At 67.6% G+C, this 17,128-nt stretch carries 15 protein-coding genes and 1 other RNA gene; 13 read left to right on the top strand and 3 right to left on the bottom strand.

From position 1 onward, the window contains the following. Positions 1–44: 44 nt before the first annotated feature. From ffs to AC6LJ5_RS22000, 9 genes are all read left to right on the top strand, one after another. Positions 45–142: signal recognition particle sRNA small type (gene ffs / locus AC6LJ5_RS22040), an RNA gene on the top strand. Positions 143–261: 119 nt separating this feature from the next. Then, positions 262–2,439: a DNA polymerase III subunit gamma/tau gene (locus AC6LJ5_RS22035; protein ID WP_498141620.1), complete on the top strand. Its 2,178-nt coding sequence runs from the start codon at positions 262–264 to the stop codon at positions 2,437–2,439. A 48-nt stretch (positions 2,440–2,487) separates the two neighbouring features. Continuing rightward, positions 2,488–2,814, top strand: a complete 327-nt coding sequence (locus AC6LJ5_RS22030) for a YbaB/EbfC family nucleoid-associated protein (protein ID WP_103275754.1) — start codon at positions 2,488–2,490, stop codon at positions 2,812–2,814. A 54-nt stretch (positions 2,815–2,868) separates the two neighbouring features. Further along, on the top strand, positions 2,869–3,477 hold the full coding sequence (recR, locus tag AC6LJ5_RS22025; RefSeq protein WP_103275753.1) for a recombination mediator RecR: 609 nt from the start codon (positions 2,869–2,871) through the stop codon (positions 3,475–3,477). Positions 3,478–3,737: 260 nt separating this feature from the next. After that, positions 3,738–5,027, top strand: coding sequence for a CaiB/BaiF CoA transferase family protein (locus tag AC6LJ5_RS22020; protein ID WP_498141619.1), 1,290 nt, complete (start codon positions 3,738–3,740; stop codon positions 5,025–5,027). After that, positions 5,008–6,048 carry an ABC transporter substrate-binding protein gene (locus AC6LJ5_RS22015; RefSeq protein ID WP_392409716.1) on the top strand — a complete coding sequence of 347 codons (1,041 nt, stop codon included), beginning with the start codon at positions 5,008–5,010 and terminating at the stop codon, positions 6,046–6,048. Before AC6LJ5_RS22020 ends, AC6LJ5_RS22015 begins: the two co-directional genes overlap by 20 nt. Further along, positions 6,041–6,847: an ABC transporter ATP-binding protein gene (locus tag AC6LJ5_RS22010; protein WP_498141618.1), complete on the top strand. Its 807-nt coding sequence runs from the start codon at positions 6,041–6,043 to the stop codon at positions 6,845–6,847. The genes AC6LJ5_RS22015 and AC6LJ5_RS22010 overlap by 8 nt, the downstream gene beginning before the upstream one ends. Positions 6,848–7,026: 179 nt before the next feature. Beyond that, positions 7,027–7,824 (top strand): ABC transporter permease, encoded by a 798-nt coding sequence (locus AC6LJ5_RS22005; protein ID WP_498141617.1) that lies wholly within the window; start codon positions 7,027–7,029, stop codon positions 7,822–7,824. Positions 7,825–7,837: 13 nt separating this feature from the next. Beyond that, positions 7,838–8,365, top strand: coding sequence for a carboxymuconolactone decarboxylase family protein (locus AC6LJ5_RS22000; protein WP_103275748.1), 528 nt, complete (start codon positions 7,838–7,840; stop codon positions 8,363–8,365). A gap of 89 nt (positions 8,366–8,454) precedes the next feature. Here AC6LJ5_RS22000 and tal read toward each other — a convergent pair whose 3' ends face one another. Beyond that, positions 8,455–9,408 carry a transaldolase gene (gene tal / locus AC6LJ5_RS21995; protein ID WP_392409718.1) on the bottom strand — a complete coding sequence of 318 codons (954 nt, stop codon included), beginning with the start codon at positions 9,406–9,408 and terminating at the stop codon, positions 8,455–8,457. A gap of 246 nt (positions 9,409–9,654) precedes the next feature. On the opposite strand from tal, the gene carA reads away from it, so the two are divergent. From carA to AC6LJ5_RS21975, 4 genes are all read left to right on the top strand, one after another. After that, positions 9,655–10,809: a glutamine-hydrolyzing carbamoyl-phosphate synthase small subunit gene (gene carA / locus AC6LJ5_RS21990; RefSeq protein ID WP_199770908.1), complete on the top strand. Its 1,155-nt coding sequence runs from the start codon at positions 9,655–9,657 to the stop codon at positions 10,807–10,809. Between the two features lie 10 nt (positions 10,810–10,819). After that, positions 10,820–14,062 carry a carbamoyl-phosphate synthase large subunit gene (gene carB / locus AC6LJ5_RS21985; protein ID WP_392409719.1) on the top strand — a complete coding sequence of 1,081 codons (3,243 nt, stop codon included), beginning with the start codon at positions 10,820–10,822 and terminating at the stop codon, positions 14,060–14,062. Between the two features lie 49 nt (positions 14,063–14,111). Beyond that, a complete protein-coding gene (gene lpxO / locus AC6LJ5_RS21980) occupies positions 14,112–15,008 on the top strand; it encodes a lipid A hydroxylase LpxO (protein ID WP_103275745.1) in 897 nt (298 codons plus the stop codon). Positions 15,009–15,151: 143 nt separating this feature from the next. Further along, the gene (locus AC6LJ5_RS21975; RefSeq protein WP_103275744.1) at positions 15,152–15,916 is read left to right on the top strand and encodes an SDR family oxidoreductase; all 765 of its coding nucleotides are present in this window, start codon (positions 15,152–15,154) and stop codon (positions 15,914–15,916) included. 18 nt (positions 15,917–15,934) lie between these two features. Here AC6LJ5_RS21975 and AC6LJ5_RS21970 read toward each other — a convergent pair whose 3' ends face one another. Both AC6LJ5_RS21970 and AC6LJ5_RS21965 read right to left on the bottom strand, forming a co-directional pair. Then, positions 15,935–16,579 carry a histidine phosphatase family protein gene (locus AC6LJ5_RS21970; RefSeq protein ID WP_498141616.1) on the bottom strand — a complete coding sequence of 215 codons (645 nt, stop codon included), beginning with the start codon at positions 16,577–16,579 and terminating at the stop codon, positions 15,935–15,937. A 126-nt stretch (positions 16,580–16,705) separates the two neighbouring features. Then, positions 16,706–17,122: a hypothetical protein gene (locus AC6LJ5_RS21965; RefSeq protein ID WP_103275742.1), complete on the bottom strand. Its 417-nt coding sequence runs from the start codon at positions 17,120–17,122 to the stop codon at positions 16,706–16,708. Positions 17,123–17,128 lie beyond the last annotated feature (6 nt).

Genomic DNA, 17,128 nt, shown 5'->3' with positions numbered 1-17,128 from the left:
GCACGAATTCGCAGGCAGAGCGCAGCTCTGCTAGAATTCGTGCTGGCGGGCCCCTCCGCATGGTTCGACGGTGAACCTGGTCAGGTCGGGAACGAAGCAGCCATAGTCGTTTAGGGTCAGTGCCGGAGTCAGGCTCGCCAACCGGTTTTCGCAAAGGGGACGGGGTTATTTTCCACGGGGGATTCCCCGGAAGATGATTCCGTCCCTTTTGCATTTCGCGGGGGTAGGCAACGGCTCTTGCAAAGGCTCTACAATCCAGCCATGACTTATCTGGTACTGGCCCGCAAGTGGCGGCCGCGATCGTTCGATACCCTCGTGGGACAGGATCACGTGGTGCGCGCGCTCACGCACGCGCTGGACACCCAGCGACTGCACCACGCCTGGCTGTTCACCGGCACCCGAGGCGTGGGCAAGACCACGCTGTCGCGCATCCTGGCCAAGTCGCTCAACTGCGAAACCGGCATCACCTCCAAGCCCTGCGGCGTCTGTCGCGCCTGCACCGAGATCGATTCCGGCCGTTTCGTCGACTACCTCGAACTGGACGCGGCCTCGAACCGTGGCGTCGAGGAAATGACCCAGCTGCTCGAGCAGGCCGTCTACGCGCCGGGCGCGGGCCGCTTCAAGGTCTACATGATCGACGAAGTCCACATGCTGACCGGGCATGCGTTCAACGCCATGCTCAAGACGCTGGAAGAGCCGCCGCCGCACGTCAAATTCATCCTCGCGACCACCGATCCGCAGAAGATCCCGGTGACCGTGCTGTCGCGCTGCCTGCAGTTCAACCTGAAGCAGATGCCGGCCGACTCCATCGTCGGCCATCTGCAGGCCGTGCTGGGCCAGGAACAGGTCGGCTTCGAGATTCCCGCGCTGCGCCTGATCGGCCAGGCGGCCGCCGGCTCCATGCGCGATGCCCTGTCGCTGACCGACCAGGCCATCGCCTACAGCGCCGGCAACCTGACCGAAGAAGCCGTGCGCGGCATGTTGGGCACGATCGACCAGCGTCATCTGGTGCGGCTGCTGGACGCGCTGGCCACCGGCGACGCCAAGGGCGTGCTGGCCGTGGCCGACGAACTGGCCATCCGTGGCCTGTCCTATGCCGGCGCGCTGGCGGACCTGGCGGTGCTGCTCTCGCGCGTGGCGATCGAGCAGCGCGTGACCGGCGTCACGCCGGCGGAAGACCCGCTGGCCGCCGATATCTCGCGGCTGGCGCAGGCCCTGCATCCGGACGCCGTCCAGCTGTTCTATTCCGTCGCCGTGCACAGCCGCGGCGAGCTGACGCTGGCGCCCGACGAATACGCCGGCTTCATCATGGCCTGCCTGCGCATGCTGGCGCTGAACGGCGAGGCCGGCCCGCAGACCGCGCTGGAAGCGCCGGCCGCGCCGGCGCGCCAGACGGCCGAACCCGCCGTGGCCGCCGCCGCGCCTGTCTCGACCCCGGCGCCCGTGGCTGCGCCGCATCCGCAAGCGGCAGAGGTCGAAGCGTCGGTTGCGCCAGCCCCGGCGCCTGTCGTCGCGCCTGAATCCGCTGCGCCCGCGCAGCCAACGCCAGCCGTCGCACCGCAAGCGGCCGCGTCCCAGGCCGTTGCCCCGCAATCCGGCATGCCTGCCGCGCCAGCCACGGAGGAATCCGCAAGCGTTGCCCCCGTGGTTCAGGCCGCGCCTGCAAGGCCGGCCGAGCCTTCCGCCGCGCCCGAGTCCGCGCCGGAAGGCGTGCCGCCTTGGGAAGAGTTGCCCGATGCCGCGCCTGCCGCCGTACAAGCCAAGCCCGGCGCCGCCGCGCTGGCAGTGACGCCGGCGGCCTCCGCAGTCACGGCGCCCGCGCCGGCGCAGGATGAACCCGATGGCCCGCCGTCCTGGGTCGATGAGGAAATTCCCTACGAAGCCGAAGGCGGCTTCGTGCCGGACAGCGGCTTCACGTCCGATCCGGATGACGAATTCGAAACGCTGGCCAGCGCGCCGTCATCGGCCGCGCCGGCCGCCGCCGCGCCGGTCCGCCGAGAAGTGCCGCCCACGCGCAAGCGCCAGTCCCGCGCCCGCATCGCCGACATGACGCAGGCTTCCTGGCCCGAGCTGGCCGCGCGCCTGCCGGTCACCGGCCTGGCGGCCGAACTGGCGCGCCAGAGCGAATGGGTCGGCGTGCAGGGCGACGCCATCGTGCTGCGCGTGGCCGTGAAGACGCTGGCCGAAAGCGAAAGCCGCGTGCGCCTGCAGACCGTGCTGTGCGAACACTTCGGCCAGGGCATCCGCCTGGACGTGGACGTGGGCGCGGTCGGCGATGCCACTGCGCATGCCGTGGCCCAGGCCGAGCGTGCCGCGCGCCAGCAGGCCGCCGAGGACGCGGTCGCCGTCGATCCCTTCGTGCAGGCCCTGGTATCCGATTTCGGCGGCCAGGTGGTGGCCGGTTCGGTCCGCCACGTGGACGCCTCCGCCGCCCGCTAGCGCGGCGGCACATTCCCGATCACACCCCTTAGTTCAAGGAACATCGCCATGATGAAAGGACAACTGGCCGGCCTGATGCGCCAGGCGCAGCAGATGCAGGAAAACATGAAGAAGGCGCAGGACGCGCTGGCCGAGATCCAGGTCGAGGGCGCCTCGGGCGGCGGCCTGGTCAAGGTCACCATGACCTGCCGCCACGACGTCAAGCGCGTCGCCATCGACCCGTCGCTGCTGGGCGACGACAAGGACATGCTGGAAGACCTGGTGGCCGCGGCGTTCAACGACGCGCTGCGCAAGGCCGAGGCGACCTCGCAGGAAAAGATGGCGTCGGTGACCGCCGGCATGCCCATGCCCCCGGGCATGAAGTTCCCCTTCTGATGTCGCGCGCCCGCGCCACGGACAACTGACTAGCCTGGTTGAGGCCGCCGCGTCATGGATCCCCAACTGCCTGAACCCGAACCACTGGTCTCGCTGATCGAGGCCCTGCGGCGCCTGCCCGGCGTGGGCGTGCGTTCGGCCCGGCGCATGGCCTACCACCTGATGCAGCACGATCTGCAGGGTGCGGACATGCTGGGCCGGGCGCTGGCAGGCGCGGTGCAGAACCTGCGCCACTGCGCGCGCTGCAACAGCTTCACCGAAGACGAGATCTGCTCCACCTGCGCCAATCCCAAGCGCGATCCCTCGCTGCTGTGCATCGTCGAGACGCCGGCGGACCAGAACATGATCGAGTCCAGCCACGGCTACCGTGGCCTGTACTACGTGCTGATGGGCCGGGTCGCGCCGCTGGAGGGCATCGGCCCGCGCGAGCTGGATTTCGACCGCGTCATCCGTCGCGCCACCGACGGCGTGGTGCAGGAAGTCATCCTGGCCACCAACTTCACCGCCGAGGGCGAGACCACCGCCCACTTCCTGGGCGAGGCCCTGTCCGAGCGCGGGCTGAAGGTCACTCGGCTGGCGCGCGGCGTGCCGGCGGGCAGCGAGCTTGAGTACGTGGACGCCGGCACCATCGCCTGGGCACTGATGGAGCGCAAGAGCACCTAGGCCTGGCACGTCGCCTGCGGTGCTCGCGCATTAGAAAAGGAGACGAACAATGCCAGCTGTCTATTACTTGTCGCATGCTGCTGACATGGTCCTGCGGGGTCGCGCGGAGCTGGCTTCGCCAGTCCGCAGCGATGCCCCCTTGAGGGGGAAGCGCGTAGCGCTTCGGGGGAGGGACTGGCCTTGCGCGGAGCTGGCTTTGCCAGTCCGCAGCGACGCCCCCTTGAGGGGGAAGCGCGTAGCGCTTCGGGGGTGAGCTCATCATGTCGGCTTTGACGGGGCTGAAAGTCCTGGAGTTGGGCACGCTCATCGCGGGCCCATTCGCGGCGCGCATCTTCGGCGAATTCGGCGCCGACGTCATCAAGGTGGAAACCCCGCACGGCCCGGACGGCTCGGGCGGCGGCGACCCCATACGCAGCTGGCGCCATTTGCACCAGGGCAACTCGCTGTGGTGGTCGGTGCAGGCGCGCAACAAGCGCTCCATCGCGCTCAACCTCAAGGATCCGCGCGCCCGCGACATCGCGCGTCAGCTGGCGCTGGAGGCCGACGTGGTGGTCGAGAACTACCGCCCCGGCGTGCTGGAGAAGTGGGGCCTGGGCTACGAGCAGCTGCGCGCGCTGAATCCCGCGACCATCATGGTGCGCCTGTCCGGTTACGGGCAGACCGGGCCGATGAAGGACCAGCCGGGTTTCGGCGCCATCGGCGAATCCATGGGCGGCCTGCGCTATGTGTCGGGCCATCCGGACCGGCCGCCCCTGCGGGTCGGCATCTCCATCGGCGATTCGATCGCCGCGCTGCATGGCGTGATCGGCGCGATGATGGCGCTGCGCCATCGCGACGCCACAGGCGGCCGCTGGAACGGCCAGGCTGGCGAGGCCTGCCGGGCGGGGCAGGGCCAGATGGTGGACGTGGCGCTGTACGAGGCCGTGTTCAACATGATGGAAAGCCTGGTGCCCGAGTACGACGTGGCCGGCGTGGTGCGCGAGCGCACCGGCGGCGCGCTGCCGGGTATCGTGCCATCCAACACCTACACCACCCGCGACGGCCAGAACGTGGTCATCGCCGGCAACGGCGACGCCATCTTCCGCCGCCTGATGCAGGCCATCGGCCGCGAAGACCTGGCCACCGATCCCGATCTGGCGCGCAACGACGGCCGCGCCCGCCGCGTCGAGGAGATCGACGGCGCCATTCAGCAATGGTGCGGCGGACGCGGCATCGACGAGGCGCTGGATACGCTCAAACGGGCCGATGTGCCCGTGGGCAAGATCTACAGCGTGGCCGACATGTTCGCCGATCCGCAGTTCCTGGCGCGCGGCATGATCGAGCAGCATCGCTTCACCGACGGCTCACCGGTCAAGCTGCCGGCGGTGGTGCCGAAGCTGTCCGAAACCCCTGGCGGCACGCGCTGGATCGGGCCGGAATTAGGGGAACATACCGAGGAAGTCCTGAAATCGCTGGGGTATGATTCAGCGGCTATCGACGAGCTGGCGAAGACCGGCGCCATCGGTAGGCCCGAGAACCAGGAGACAAGCAATGACAGTCACTCGTCGTGATCTGCTCAAGATGGCCGGCGCCGCCGGCGTCATGGGCATGGCCCCCGCCATCGTGCGCGCGCAGAAGCTGGAAAAGACCAAGGTTCAGATCGCCGTCGGCGGCAAGCCGCTGATCTACTACCTGCCGCTATCCATCGCCGAAGCGCGGGGCTACTTCAAGGACGAAGGGCTGGACGTGAGCATCGCCGACTTCGCCGGCGGCTCCAAGGCCCTGCAGGCCGTGGTGGGAGGCAGCGCCGACGTGGTGTCGGGCGCCTTCGAGCACACGCTGGCCATGCAGTCCAAGGGTCAGTTCTACCGCGCCTTCGCGCTGCAGGGCCGCGCGCCCATGATCGGCGTGGGCGTGTCGAAGAAGGCCATGCCCGGCTACAAGGGCCCGGCGGACCTCAAGGGCAAGAAGATCGGCGTGACCGCGCCGGGCTCGTCCACCAACATGGTGGTCAACTTCTTCCTGGCCAGGCACGGCCTGAAGGCCTCCGACGTGTCCATCATCGGCGTGGGCGCCGGCGCGGGCGCGGTGACCGCGCTGCGTAGTGGCCAGATCGACGCCATCTCCAATACCGACCCGGTGGTGTCCATGCTGGAGATGCCGGGCGAGATCCAGATCATCGTCGACACGCGCACGCTCAAGGACACGCAGGCGATCTTCGGCGGCAATATGCCGGCCGGCTGCCTGTACGCGCCGCAGGCCTTCATCGACGCCAATCCCAACACCACCCAGGCATTGGCCAACGCGCTGGTGCGCGCCGACAAGTGGATCCAGAAGGCCGGCCCCGATGAAATCGCCAAGGTCGTGCCCGAAAGCTATCTGCTGGGCGACCCGGCCGTGTACAAGACCGCCATCTCCAAGAGCCTGGAAGGCCTGTCGCCCGACGGGCTGATCCCGGAAGACGGCGCGGCCACCGCGCTCAAGGCGCTGGCTGCCTACCAGGCCGATTTCGACGCCGCCAAGATCGACGCCTCGAAGGTCTGGACCAACGATTTCGCGCGCCGCGCCAACGAGAAGTACCCCAATGGCTGAAGCCGCGCTCGCGCTGGAAAACATCAGCTGCACCTTTGTTTCCCGCGACGACCGCTCGCAACGCTACACCGCGGTCAGCGACACCTCCCTGGCCATCGCGCCGGGGGAGTTCGTGTCCGTGGTCGGCCCCACCGGCTGCGGCAAGTCCACCTTGCTGAACGTCGGCGCCGGCCTGCTGGCGCCGTCTTCGGGGCAGGTCAAGGTCTTCGGCCAGCCGCTGTCGGGCATCAATGCCCGCGCCGGCTACATGTTCCAGGGCGAGGCGCTGCTGCCGTGGCGCAGCGCGCTGGACAACGTGATGGCCGGCCTGGATTTCGCCGGCGTGCCGCGCCAGGAAGGCGAGGCGCGGGGCCGCGAATGGATGCGCCGCGTCGGCCTGGGCGGTTTCGAGGACCGCTACCCGCACCAGATGTCCGGCGGCATGCGCAAGCGCGTGATGCTGGCGCAGACGCTGATCCGCGATCCCGACATCATCCTGATGGACGAGCCGTTCTCGGCGCTGGACATCCAGACGCGCCAGCTGATGGAAAACGAAGTGCTGGACCTGTGGATGGCCAAGCGCAAGGCCGTGCTCTTCATCACTCACGACCTGGACGAGGCCATCGCCATGAGCGACCGCGTGGTGGTGCTGTCGGCCGGGCCCGGCACGCATCCGATCGGCGAGTTCGCCATCGACCTGCCGCGTCCGCGCGACGTGGCCGAGGTGCGCACTCATCCGCGTTTCGTCGAGCTGCACGCCGCGATCTGGGGCGTGCTGCGCGAGGAAGTGCTCAAGGGCTATGCGCAACAAAGGAAATGATCCCCCCCGAAGCGCCTGCGGCGCTTCCCCCCCCAGGGGGGCGCCGCGGGCGGCCCGGCAAAGCCGGCTCCGCGGCGGCCCCGCTTTGACGGCAGTCTGGCTTTGATGGCGGCCGTTACTTTGGTCGTGAGGCGTGTCTGTGGCAAAAGGGGGGTGCAATTGCAGAACGGAAGATTGACATGTCGAAGTCTCTGATCAAACCGGGTTCGGCCAGCCTGCGCTTCTGGCAGTTGCTGCTGCTGGTCGTGATCCTGGGCGTCTGGCATCTGGCCTCGCGCGATCCCAAGGTGGCGTTCTTCTTCGGCGAGCCGCTGAAGGTGTGGGGCCGCATCTGGGCGTGGTTCATCACCAACGCCGACATCTACACGCATCTGTGGGTGACGCTGACCGAGACCGTGCTGGCGTTCTTCATCGGCACGGCGGCGGGCCTGGGGGCGGGGCTGTGGCTGGGGCTGTCGCCGCTGGCCAGCGCGATCCTGGATCCCTACATCAAGGCGGCCAACTCGATGCCGCGCGTGATCCTGGCGCCCATCTTCGGCATGTGGTTCGGCCTGGGCATCTGGTCCAAGGTGGCGCTGGCCGTGACGCTGGTGTTCTTCATCGTGTTCTTCAACGTCTACCAGGGCGTGCGCGAGGTCAGCCCCACGCTGCTGGACAACGCGCGCATGCTGGGCGCGCGCCGCCGCCAGCTGCTGCGCCACGTGTACCTGCCGTCCGCCACCAGCTGGGTGTTCTCCAGCCTGCACACCTCCGTCGGCCTGGCCTTCGTGGGCGCGGTGGTGGGCGAGTACCTGGGTTCGGCCAGCGGCGTGGGCTACCTGATCCTGCAGGCCGAGGGCACTTTCGATGTGAACACCGTGTTCGCGGGCATCGTGGTGCTGACGGCGTTCGCGCTGGCGCTGGACTACATCGTCGGCCTGGGCGAGAAGCGCCTGATGAAGTGGCAGCCCAAGTCGGGCGAAACCGAAAAAATCTGAACGGAGCCAGACCATGGCGCGCATCCCCTACGCAGACCTGTCCCATCCCGAGGCCCAGCCGCTGGTCGAGCGCATCGTCGCCGAGCGCGGCAGCGTGCTGCATCTGTACCAGATGCTGCTGCACAGCCCGGCGGTGGCCGGCGGCTGGCTCAACTACCTGACCTCGATCCGCCAGCTCAGCACCTTGCCGGGCGACCTGCGCGAGCTGGTCATCATGCGGGTGGCGGTGCTGAACGGCGCGCCCTACGAGGCCGACCAGCACGCGCCGATCGCGCTGAAGGAAGGCGTGACGCAGGCGCAGCTGGATGCGCTGGACGGCTGGCAGGACTCGGCGCTGTTCGACGCGCGCGAGCGCGCCGTGCTGGCCTATACCGACGCCATGACGCGTCAGGTGCAGGTGCCCGACGCCGTGTTCCAGGCCGCGCGCCAGGCCATGGGCAGCGACAAGCTGCTGGTCGAGCTGACGGCCACGGTGGCTGCCTACAACATGGTGTCGCGCTTCCTGGAAGCCTTGCAGGTCCATACGCACGATCACCGCTGATGGCGAGCTCGGCTGCAGGCGGCTGCGGCGCGAGACAGGATAAAAAAGGCCGGGCTTGCCGCCCGGCCTTTGTTTGCCCGCCGTGGAGCCTAGCCGCGCTGCGCTTCGATCAGCGCGTCCAGCTTGACCGCGTCCGCGACGAACAGCCGGATGCCTTCGGACAGTTTTTCCGTGGCCATGGCGTCCTCGTTGAGCAGGCCGCGGAAGCTGATCTCGTCCGAGGCGATGCGGGCGATGTGGCCCGCGCCATCGCCGGCGCGCAGCTGCGCGGGCGCGTCGCCTTCGGTGGCCGCCAGCTTGTTCAGCAGCTCGGGGCTGATGGTGAGCAGGTCGCAGCCCGACAGCGCCAGGATCTGGCCCACGTTGCGGAAGCTGGCGCCCATGATCTCGGTGGCGATGCCGAACTGCTTGTAGTAGCGGTAGATGCGGGTCACCGACAGCACGCCGGGATCGTTCGGGCCGGCATTGGCGGCCTCGTCCCAGCCGGCGCCGGCGACCTTCTTGTGCCAGTCGTAGATGCGGCCCACGAAGGGCGAGATCAGTTGCACGCCGGCGTCGGCGCAGGCGACCGCCTGCGGCAGCGAGAACAGCAGCGTCAGGTTGCAGCGGATGCCTTCGGCCTGCAGCGCGCGGGCCGCCTGGATGCCTTCCCAGGTGGAGGCGATCTTGATCAGCACGCGCTCGCGCGCGATGCCGGCCGCTTCATACAGCGCGATCAGGCTGCGCGCGCGCTCGACGGTGGCGCGGGTGTCGAAGGACAGGCGCGCGTCGACCTCGGTCGACACGCGGCCCGGCACGATGTTCAGGATGGCCTGGCCGAAGGCCACCAGCAGGCGGTCCATCAGTTCGGCGGTCGAAGCGCCGCGATGGTCGCGCGCGGTCCGTTCCAACAGGGGGCGGTAGGCGTCCTGCTGCACGGCCTTTAGTATCAGGGACGGGTTGGTGGTGGCGTCGGTGGGGCGCAAGGCCTTCATGGCTTCGAAGTCCCCGGTGTCGGCGACCACGGTGGTGTGAAGGCGCAATGCGTCGAGTTGGCTGGACATGGGCGGTGCGGCTCGCTGCTAGGGGATTGCGGCCGCCGGCAGCCCTTGCCGGGCGCGGCGACCTGGAACAGGCCCTAGCGTATCACCGTCGCGATGTCGCGGGCCGGCGCGCGGCCGGGCGACGATGCGCGGCCGGCAGGATGAAATCACCCGTTTCGGCCTTATTTGGCGCGGTTTCCCGGGGATTAGGGCCGCTCAAGGTATAATCCGAAGGTTTAATTATAGATTCTGAAACCGGGGTTTACTGTGCTGCCGCAACTCTTTCCCGAGGGGCTCAACCGCTTCCCTCCTGCAATTCTGGCTCTGGCGGACGGTACCATTTTTCGAGGCGTATCGATCGGTGCGCCTGGCCATACGGTCGCCGAGGTGGTGTTCAACACCGCCATGACCGGGTACCAGGAAATTCTCACCGATCCCAGCTATAGCGGCCAGATCGTCACGCTGACCTATCCGCACATCGGCAACACCGGCGTCAACGCCGAGGACGTCGAGGCGAACCGCGTCTACGCCTCCGGCCTGGTGGTCCGCGACTGTCCGGCCCGCGTGTCGAACTTCCGTTCCACGCAATCGCTGCCCGAGTACCTTGCCGAGCAGGGCATCGTCGCCATTTCCGGCATCGACACCCGCAAGCTCACGCGCATCCTGCGCGAGAAGGGCGCCCAGGGCGCCTGCATCTTCGTCGGCGCCGACGCCGAGCGCGCCGTCGAGCTGGCGCGCGGCTTCCCCGGCATGGCCGGCCAGGACCTGGCCCGCGTCGTGTCCATCAAGGACCGCGCCGACTGGACCCAGGGCACCTGGGAGCTGGGCGAAGGCTACACCGCGCCCGACCAGTCCCGTTTCCACGTCGTGGCCTACGACTTCGGCGTCAAGAGCAACATCCTGCGCCTGCTGGCCGATCGCGGCTGCCGCATCACGCTGGTGCCGGCCCAGACCACGGCCGACGAAGTCCTCAAGCTCAATCCCGACGGCGTGTTCCTGTCCAACGGCCCCGGCGACCCCGAGCCCTGCGACTACGCCATCGAAGCCACCCGCAAGTTCCTGGACCAGAAGCTGCCCGTGTTCGGCATCTGCCTGGGCCACCAGATCATGGGCCTGGCGGTGGGCGGCAAGACCGTCAAGATGAAGACCGGCCACCACGGCGCCAACCACCCCGTGCAGGACCTGGCGTCCAAGCGCGTGTTCATCACCAGCCAGAACCACGGTTTCGCGGTCGACGCGGCCAGCCTGCCCGCCAACGCGCGCACCACGCACGTCTCGCTGTTCGACGGCACGCTGCAGGGCTTCGAGCTCACCGACCGTCCGGCCTTCTGCTTCCAGGGCCACCCCGAGGCCAGCCCCGGCCCGCACGACATCGTCGTGCTGTTCGACAAGTTCATCAGCCTGATGGCCGGCCAAAAGTAAAGATCGCATCATGCCCAAGCGTACAGACCTAAAAAGCATCCTCATCATCGGCGCCGGCCCCATCATCATCGGGCAGGCCTGCGAGTTCGACTATTCGGGCGCCCAGGCGTGCAAGGCGCTCAAGGCCGAGGGCTACCGCACCATCCTGGTGAACAGCAACCCGGCCACCATCATGACGGACCCGGAAACGGCCGACGTCACCTACATCGAGCCCATCACCTGGCAGGCGGTCGAGAAGATCATCGAGCGCGAGAAGCCCGATGCGCTGCTGCCCACGATGGGCGGCCAGACCGCGCTGAACTGCGCGCTGGACCTGGCTCACCATGGCGTGCTGAAGAAGCACAACGTCGAGCTGATCGGCGCCAACGAGCACGCCATCGAGAAGGCCGAGGACCGCCAGAAGTTCAAGCAGGCCATGACCGACATCGGTCTGGAATCGGCCAAGTCGGGCGTCGCCCACAGCATGGACGAAGCCTGGGAAGTGCAGCGCCGCATCGCCGCGGAAGTCGGCACCTCGGGCTTCCCCGCCGTGATCCGCCCCAGCTTCACCATGGGCGGCTCGGGCGGTGGCATCGCCTACAACGCCGAGGAATTCGAAACCATCTGCCGCCGCGGCCTGGAAGCCTCGCCCACCAGCGAGCTGCTGATCGAGGAATCGCTGCTGGGCTGGAAGGAATTCGAGATGGAAGTGGTCCGCGACAAGGCGGACAACTGCATCATCGTCTGCTCCATCGAGAACCTGGATCCGATGGGCGTGCACACCGGCGACTCCATCACCGTGGCGCCGGCGCAGACGCTGACGGACAAGGAATACCAGATCATGCGCAACGCGTCGATCGCCGTGCTGCGCGAGATCGGCGTGGACACGGGCGGCTCGAACGTGCAGTTCGCGGTCAACCCGAAGAACGGTCGCATGATCGTCATCGAGATGAACCCGCGCGTGTCGCGTTCGTCGGCGCTGGCCTCCAAGGCCACCGGCTTCCCCATCGCCAAGGTCGCCGCGCGCCTGGCCGTCGGCTACACGCTCGATGAGCTGAAGAACGAAATCACCGGCGGCGCCACGCCCGCCTCGTTCGAGCCCTCGATCGACTACGTGGTCACCAAGGTGCCGCGTTTCGCGTTCGAGAAATTCCCCACCGCCGACGCGCGCCTGACCACCCAGATGAAGTCGGTCGGCGAAGTCATGGCCATCGGCCGTACCTTCCAGGAATCGTTCCAGAAGGCGCTGCGCGGGCTGGAAGTCGGCGTGGATGGCCTGAACCAGAAGACCACCGACCGCGAGAAGCTGCAGGTCGAGCTGGGCGAGCCCGGCCCCGAGCGCATCTGGTACGTGGGCGACGCCTTCGCCCAGGGCTTCACGCTGGACGAAGTGCACAACATCACGCACATCGACCCGTGGTTCCTGTCGCAGATCAAGGAAATCGTCGACATCGAACTGGCGCTCGAGCAGAAGACGCTGTCCGACCTGGATTACGCCACCCTGTGGGAACTGAAGCGTCGCGGCTTCTCCGACCGCCGCCTGGCCTTCCTGCTGGATTCGTCCGAGTCCGAGGTGCGCAAGCTGCGTCACCAGCTCAACGTGCGTCCCGTGTACAAGCGCGTGGACACCTGCGCCGCCGAGTTCGCCACCCGCACGGCCTACATGTATTCGACCTACGAGGAAGAGTGCGAAGCCGCGCCCACCGACCGCAAGAAGATCGTGGTGCTGGGCGGCGGTCCGAACCGCATCGGCCAGGGCATCGAGTTCGACTACTGCTGCGTGCACGCCGCGCTGGCGCTGCGCGACGACGGGTTCGAGACCATCATGGTCAACTGCAACCCGGAAACCGTGTCCACCGACTACGACACCTCCGACCGCCTGTACTTCGAGCCGCTGACGCTGGAAGACGTGCTGGAGATCGTGCACAAGGAAAACCCGGTCGGCATGATCGTCCAGTACGGCGGCCAGACTCCGCTGAAGCTGGCGCGCGCGCTGGAAGCCAATGGCGTGCCCATCATCGGCACCAGCCCCGAGTCCATCGACGTGGCCGAGGACCGCGAGCGCTTCCAGAAGCTGCTGCACAAACTCGGTCTGCGCCAGCCGCCCAACCGCACGGCCCGCACCGAGAACGAAGCGCTGGCCCACGCCGCCGAGATCGGCTACCCGCTGGTGGTGCGCCCGAGCTACGTGCTGGGCGGCCGCGCGATGGAAATCGTGCACGAGCAGCAGGACCTGGAGCGCTACATGCGCGAAGCGGTCAAGGTCAGCAACGATTCTCCGGTGCTGCTGGACCGCTTCCTGAACAACGCCACCGAAGTCGACGTGGACTGCCTGTCCGATGGTGAAACCGTCTTCATCGGCGGCGTTATGGAACACATCGAGCAGGCCGGCGTGCACTCGGGCGACTCCGCCTGCAGCCTGCCGCCGTACTCGCTGTCGGCCGACGTGATCGCCGAGATCAAGCGCCAGACCGCGATGATGGCCAAGGCCCTGAACGTCAACGGCCTGATGAACGTGCAGTTCGCGATCCAGGGCGGCGACGTCTACGTGCTGGAAGTGAACCCGCGCGCCTCCCGCACGGTGCCCTACGTGTCCAAGGCCACCGGCCTGCAGCTGGCCAAGATCGCCGCGCGCGCCATGGCCGGCCGCAAGCTGGCCGACCAGGGTGTCACCAAGGAAGTCGTGCCGCCTTACTTCTCGGTCAAGGAAGCCGTGTTCCCGTTCGTCAAGTTCCCGGGCGTGGACACCATCCTGGGACCGGAAATGAAGTCGACCGGCGAAGTCATGGGCGTGGGCAACAGCTTCGGCGAAGCCTTCGTCAAGTCGCAGCTGGCCGCCGGCGTGCGCCTGCCGGAATCCGGCACGGCGTTCATCAGCGTGAAGAATCAGGACAAGCCCCGCGCCGTGGAAGTGGCGCGCGGCCTGCACGCCCTGGGCTTCAAACTGGTCGCCACGCGCGGCACGGCCGCCGAGATCGAGGCCGCCGGCATTCCGGTGCAGCTGGTGAACAAGGTCACCGAAGGTCGTCCGCACATCGTCGACATGGTGAAGAACGGCGAGATCTCGCTGGTCATCAACACCGTCGAAGAGCGTCGCAACGCCATCGCCGACTCGCGCACCATCCGCACGCAGTCGCTGGCCGCGCGCGTGACGTTCTTCACGACCATCGCCGGCGCCCGCGCCGCCGTTGAGGGCATGCAGTACCTGCGCCAAGGCCTGGGCCTGCAGGTGTACCCGTTGCAGGAACTTCACGCGTCCCTGGCGGACAAATAAGGCTCTCGGGCGTGCGTGGCACGCCCGAAGTCATTCTGGAGGTGTAGGGATGAAGTGGTTCATTCTTGCGTTATTCATCGTTTGCGCCACGGTCGTGCATTTCCGTGGCCGGGTCAGGCACAGGTTCTCGCGGCAGGCGCTGGATCATTCCACGTTCACCGCGCCGCTGAACTGCTTCATGTACGCGTTTTCCAGCGTGCCGAACCAGCCGTACCTGGACCTGAAGGACTTTCCCGAGCTGAAGGTGCTGCTGGACCGTTGCGACGAGATCCGCGAAGAGGCCTTGCGCCTGTTCGGCGACGGGCATATCAAGGCATCCGACAAGTACAACGACGCCGGCTTCAACTCGTTCTTCAAGAGCGGCTGGAAGCGCTTCTACCTGAAGTGGTATGACGCCGACCATCCCTCGGCCAGCGCGCTGTGCCCGGTCACGACGGAACTGCTCAAGGGCATCCCGAACATCAAGGCCGCCATGTTCGCCTCGCTGCCCCCGGGTAGCCGGCTGCCGCGCCACCGCGATCCCTATGCCGGTTCGCTGCGCTTTCACATGGGTCTGATCACGCCCAACAGCCCCGACTGCTACATCAATGTCGACGGCGAGACCTACTACTGGCGCGACGGCGAGGCCGTGGTCTTTGACGAGACCTTCATCCACTACGCCGAGAACAAGACGGATCAGAACCGGATCATCCTGTTCGCCGACGTCGAGCGTCCGATGCGCTTTCGCTGGGCCCAGGCCGTCAACCGCGTGGTGGGCGGCTTCCTGCTGCGCGCGGCGGCCGCGCCCAACCAGGAAGGCGACAAGACCGGCGGCATCAACCGCATCTTCGGCGCCGTGTATGCGGTGCGCCGGGTCGGCAAGGCCCTGAAGAAGCGCAGCCAGCCGCTGTACTACCTGACCAAGTGGCTGCTGGTGGGCGGCATCCTGGCCTGGATCTTCCTGTAGGACGGCCAGCGCACGGCATCCGTCCAGGCAGGTTCCGGGCGGCTTTGCTGTAGCATGAAGGCGGTGCTTTCCGGTGACGGGGCGCCGCCTTTTTTCTGCCCGCCGCCCGCCGGTCCCCCTACTTTCCGACTTCTCCATCCGTCATGAACCGAGTCTTCATCACCGGCGCCAGCAGCGGCCTGGGTCGCGCGCTGGCGCAGCGCTACGCCGAGACCGGCGCGACCCTGGGCCTGCTGGGCCGTCGCGAGACGGCCTTGCGGGAATTGGCCGCCAGCCTGCCCGGACAGCACCGCTGCTATGCCGTGGACGTGCGCGACCGCCAGGCCCTGCATGCGGCCGCCACGGATTTCATCGCCTTCTGCCAGGGGCGGGTGGACGTGGTGATCGCCAGCGCCGGCATCAGCGCCGGCACCTTGACCGAGCATGGCGAGGACTATGACGTGTTCAAGGCCATCGTCGATACCAACCTGCTGGCCACCGTGGCGACCTTCGAGCCTTTCGTCGGCGCGATGCGCGACGCCGGCGGCGGGCGGCTGGTGGGAATTTCCAGCGTGGCCGGCGTGCGCGGGCTGCCGGGGGCGGGCGCCTACAGCGCGTCCAAGTCGGCGGTGACGACCTATTGCGAAAGCCTGAGGCTGGAACTGGCGGGGGACGGCATCCGGGTCGTGACCATCGCGCCGGGCTACATCAAGACCGCGATGACGGCGCACAACCCCTATTCGATGCCATTCCTGATGGATGCCGGGGATTTCGCCCGGCGCGCCCATGTCGCCATCGAGCGCGGCGCGTCGTATCGGGTGATTCCGTGGCAGATGGGCGTGGTGGCGCGGCTGATGCGCCTGTTGCCCAATGCGGTCTATGACAGGCTGGCGCGCAACGCGCCGCGCAAGCCGCGCAAGGCGGGCTGATTCCGTCCGCCCGGGGCGTCAGCGCACCACGTCGTTGCGCGTTTCGCCGCTCACGTGGCTGACGTCGCCCCAATCCAGCACCTGCCATTCACGACCGCTCACGCCGACGCGGTTGATGCTGACGTTCAGCATCGACGCGTCGCGCGGGGCGTTGAGCGGCACGCCGCTGGCGTGGCGCCAGACGATGTCCAGCACGCCGCCGTGCGTGAACAGCATGATGCGCTCGCCGCCATGGCGTGCGGCGATGTCGTCCACCGTGGAAATCACGCGCGACTGGAACTGGCCCAGCGTTTCGCCGCCGTCCAGCGGGCGCAGCGGATCGCGGCTCTTCCAGGAGGCCGCGGCCGCCGGGGCCAGCGTGTCGATATGTTCCAGATCCAACCCTTCCAGCACGCCGAAGCCGCGTTCGCGGATGCCGGGCTCGGTGCGGATGCGCAGGTCCAGTTGCTCGGCCACGGGCTGAGCGGTATCGCGGGCGCGTTGCAGATCGCTGCTGTAGAGGGCGTCGAAGCGCGTCTGGACGGCCTCGTCGCGCATGCGCGCGGCCAGTTGCGCGGCCTGCTGCCGGCCGGCCTCGTTCAGCGGAATGTCTTGCCAGCCTTGCAGGCGGCGCTGGCGGTTCCAGTCGGTTTCGCCGTGGCGGATGAACCAGATTTCAGTCATGCGGGGTACGTAGCGGTAAGGGAAGGGGATCCCGGGAGCTTAACGCGACGCGCGGCGTCGCGCTAACCGCGCACCCATCGACTAGTGCGCTGTCCCGCAGTGCGGACGCATCCACCGGGCAGCACACTAGCCCTGCGCCGCGCGCACGCGCCGTTCGGCGCTCTTCATCTGCTCGGACTGGACCTTGGCGATCATGCCCTGGATGTTGACCGCCTGCGTGTTCAGCGTCTGAATCTGGTCCAGCTTCTGCTCGCTGGGCAGGTCGGCATTCTGTGCTTCCTTCAATTGCTGCATCACGCGCGCCAGCTGGGCATAGAGCTGCTTCAGGGTACGCGTGTATTCGTCCTCGGGTTCGGCCGAAGCGGATTCCTGGCTTTGGGCGACACTGCCCAACTTGCCGCCGTTGACGCGCACGCTGGCCGATGGGTCGGCCGGGTCGGCCGTGCTGGCGGCCTCCTTGGCTTCCTTGTTGGCGCGGATCTTCTGTGCCCACAGGTCCAGCATGCTGCTGTGGGAACTGCCATTGATGGGATCGATGGGCACGGGCGG

The sequence above is a fragment of the Achromobacter sp. 1011791174 genome, assembly GCF_059760925.1.
Note: the sequence above shows the minus strand (reverse complement) of the source record. Positions and strands in the feature narration are given on the sequence as shown.

Coding starts and splice junctions, on each gene's coding strand:
- AC6LJ5_RS22035 (WP_498141620.1), top strand. CDS start 262: ATGACTTATCTGGTACTGGCCCGCAAGTGGCGGCCGCGATCGTTCGAT.
- AC6LJ5_RS22030 (WP_103275754.1), top strand. CDS start 2,488: ATGATGAAAGGACAACTGGCCGGCCTGATGCGCCAGGCGCAGCAGATG.
- recR (WP_103275753.1), top strand. CDS start 2,869: ATGGATCCCCAACTGCCTGAACCCGAACCACTGGTCTCGCTGATCGAG.
- AC6LJ5_RS22020 (WP_498141619.1), top strand. CDS start 3,738: ATGTCGGCTTTGACGGGGCTGAAAGTCCTGGAGTTGGGCACGCTCATC.
- AC6LJ5_RS22015 (WP_392409716.1), top strand. CDS start 5,008: ATGACAGTCACTCGTCGTGATCTGCTCAAGATGGCCGGCGCCGCCGGC.
- AC6LJ5_RS22010 (WP_498141618.1), top strand. CDS start 6,041: ATGGCTGAAGCCGCGCTCGCGCTGGAAAACATCAGCTGCACCTTTGTT.
- AC6LJ5_RS22005 (WP_498141617.1), top strand. CDS start 7,027: ATGTCGAAGTCTCTGATCAAACCGGGTTCGGCCAGCCTGCGCTTCTGG.
- AC6LJ5_RS22000 (WP_103275748.1), top strand. CDS start 7,838: ATGGCGCGCATCCCCTACGCAGACCTGTCCCATCCCGAGGCCCAGCCG.
- tal (WP_392409718.1), bottom strand. CDS start 9,408: ATGTCCAGCCAACTCGACGCATTGCGCCTTCACACCACCGTGGTCGCC.
- carB (WP_392409719.1), top strand. CDS start 10,820: ATGCCCAAGCGTACAGACCTAAAAAGCATCCTCATCATCGGCGCCGGC.
- lpxO (WP_103275745.1), top strand. CDS start 14,112: ATGAAGTGGTTCATTCTTGCGTTATTCATCGTTTGCGCCACGGTCGTG.
- AC6LJ5_RS21975 (WP_103275744.1), top strand. CDS start 15,152: ATGAACCGAGTCTTCATCACCGGCGCCAGCAGCGGCCTGGGTCGCGCG.
- AC6LJ5_RS21970 (WP_498141616.1), bottom strand. CDS start 16,579: ATGACTGAAATCTGGTTCATCCGCCACGGCGAAACCGACTGGAACCGC.